This window comes from Silanimonas sp. (genome assembly GCF_027531545.1).
In the GTDB taxonomy this organism is placed as follows: Bacteria; Pseudomonadota; Gammaproteobacteria; order Xanthomonadales; family Xanthomonadaceae; genus Silanimonas.
Map to the genome: position 1 here is coordinate 1 of NZ_JAPZSC010000003.1, position 2,187 is coordinate 2,187.

The following is a 2,187-nucleotide window of genomic DNA, read 5'->3' on the forward strand; positions in this document are numbered from 1 at the left end:
AGCGGCCAAACTCGATCTTGGCATCCGTACACTTTGGCATCGGCAGTCCTCGGTTGGCATAGGGGGTCGAATACCTATGACAACGCGCCTCGGCACGAGGCTGCCGACCTTATGGTGATGAAATTTCCGGGCTAGCCCGCAGGACGCATGACGCGCGCGGCGCACGATGCAGGCCCATGCTGCCGTCGACCTCGTGTGGAACGACGAGTTTCTCCCAGGGAACCAGCTCCGATGTCGACGTGGTGACCAGCAAAGCGCGAGCACGGTCGGTCAGGTCTACATGCTCGGCAAAGAAGGCCTCGATCTGACGCGCACCGGCGGCACCGAGGCCGTCGATGTCGACCCACCAACGCCTGCGGCGCGGTACTCGGAGCGTGAGGTCTGCCAAGGTCTTGATGCCGGCCTGGCGCAGCACTGCGGCGACGCGGGGCGCGAGCCAGAGGTCGACGCAGTCGCCGATCAGGGGAACCGGGACGGCTGCGCTTCGCAGCTGCTCGATAGCGGCAGCCATGGCGCGGGCGGCTGCGGGGCCTTTGCGGGCAGGTCCGGTGAAGAGCTTGGCCAGGTCGTCCCGGTGGCGCGACCTGGCAAAGGCCGCGATTTCACGACGGATGGCCCCGATGACGCCGCGCGACGATTGGCCGGCCTCCCGAGCTTCTCCGAGGTACCGCGCCACCGCATCCCTCGACGACAGCCCTTCGTGCCAGGCCCGAAGTGCAGCAAGCGAAGCCGCGTCAGGCAGCGACAGCGGCGGTGCGGTTACAGACAAGGCAATTTCCACGCACCTTAGCTTACGCTGCTGGCACTGCTATGCCGCTAAGGTTAGTTATCGGCATAGGAGCGACAAGAGGCCTCGCGTTTCAGACTTGCACCGCCGGGTTCGGGCCTGGGCCGCCCTTGGTCAGCACGAGCGGGAGTCGCTGCGGCCGTCACCGCTCGTCGTTGTCAGCTGTCTCTGTTTGCCGTATTTGCTTGGTTGTCCAGATTTGCTTATAGTCCCCCTGTGAGTACCGCTCTCAGCACTCCCATCCTTTTGCGCCGCATCGCGCAGCTTGAGGCCACCGTCGGGCGCCTCAGCGAAGACCTCGGCGCCCTGCGCTCCGCAGTCAGCAAGCAAGGCCTGCAGCCTCCAAGGTCACGAGGCGTTCGAGCCCGGGTGGCGGACGCCGACTCCTCCTCTGCTGACAACTTACAGGCTCAGGCCCGTGGCGGCTTGGCGGGCGCCACTGCACGGGGCGAGGCAGCGCGTGTCCAGTGGGTCAAGGATGGCCACGTCGTGCCCGGTGAGCAACTCGCTCAAGCCTGGGGGCTCACCCGTCAGGCCTTGGCGCCGGCCGCAGGCCGTGGCGAAGTCTTTGCAGTGAAGGTCGGCAACCGGCTGTATTACCCGCAGGCCTTCTTGGGGATGGACCGCGAGGCCGTGGCAGCCATCTGCCGCGCGCTCGGTGACCTCGGCGCCAGCGAGAAGCTGATGTTCTGGCTGCGCGAGCACGGCGCCCTGGCAGGAAAGAGCGTCGCCGCGGCATTGGAAGCGGGAACTGGCCTGGCCAAGGTAGAGCGCCTGGCTGCGGCGTGGGCGCGCGAGCGAGGCGCCTCGCGTGTCGCTGCGACTGCCTGATCCCGGTTCCTTCGAGGATCTGCTTCGACCGGCCAGGATCGAAGTCTCGTCGCTCGTGCGCTTGAGCCGGCGCCCGGCCACGGAGCCGTACTGGTCTGCTGGGGTCTACCGTTTTGATGATCCAGATCCTGGCGGCGCCCGCCCGTTCGGCACCTGCTACACCGCCAGCACCATCGAGGTAGCTTTCGCGGAGAGCGTCATCCACGAGTGCGGGCGGTTCGTCAGAGGCAGCTACGAGGTGCCGGGCGCAGAGCTGACCGAGCGCTCGGTCGTGCGGTTTGCCTGTGATCGGCGCAAGTCGCTGGTACTGGCTGACCTGACCGGTGCAGCGCTAAAGGCCCTGGGACTGAACAACGACATCAGTGCATCCGCCGACTACACGGCGAGCCAGGCCTGGGCGCGGGCGATCCACGGTGCGAATCCGCGCTGGGACGGGATACGGTACGTGTCGCGGCAGATGAACAAGGGGTTCGCCTACGCCATCTTCGAGCGCAGCGGGCTGCACAAGCTGCGCGCCGAGAAGCTCAAGGCGCGGCAGGTCGATGACCTCTGCGATCGGTTCAACGTCA

Annotated in this window: 3 protein-coding genes; 2 read left to right on the plus strand and 1 reads right to left on the minus strand. The window is 66.6% G+C overall.

Features of this window, described 5'->3' with window-relative positions; genetic code table 11:
• Window positions 1-109 precede the first annotated feature (109 nt).
• On the minus strand, window positions 110-769 hold the full coding sequence (locus tag O9280_RS03735) for a phage integrase family protein (protein WP_298338946.1): 660 nt from the start codon (window positions 767-769) through the stop codon (window positions 110-112).
• Window positions 770-1,276: 507 nt separating this feature from the next.
• Here O9280_RS03735 and O9280_RS03740 point away from each other — a divergent pair.
• The gene (locus tag O9280_RS03740) at window positions 1,277-1,618 is read left to right on the plus strand and encodes a hypothetical protein (protein WP_298338949.1); all 342 of its coding nucleotides are present in this window, start codon (window positions 1,277-1,279) and stop codon (window positions 1,616-1,618) included.
• On the plus strand, window positions 1,599-2,187 hold a 589-nt coding region (locus O9280_RS03745; RefSeq protein WP_298338952.1), incomplete at its 3' end, for an RES family NAD+ phosphorylase. The genes O9280_RS03740 and O9280_RS03745, both read left to right, overlap by 20 nt.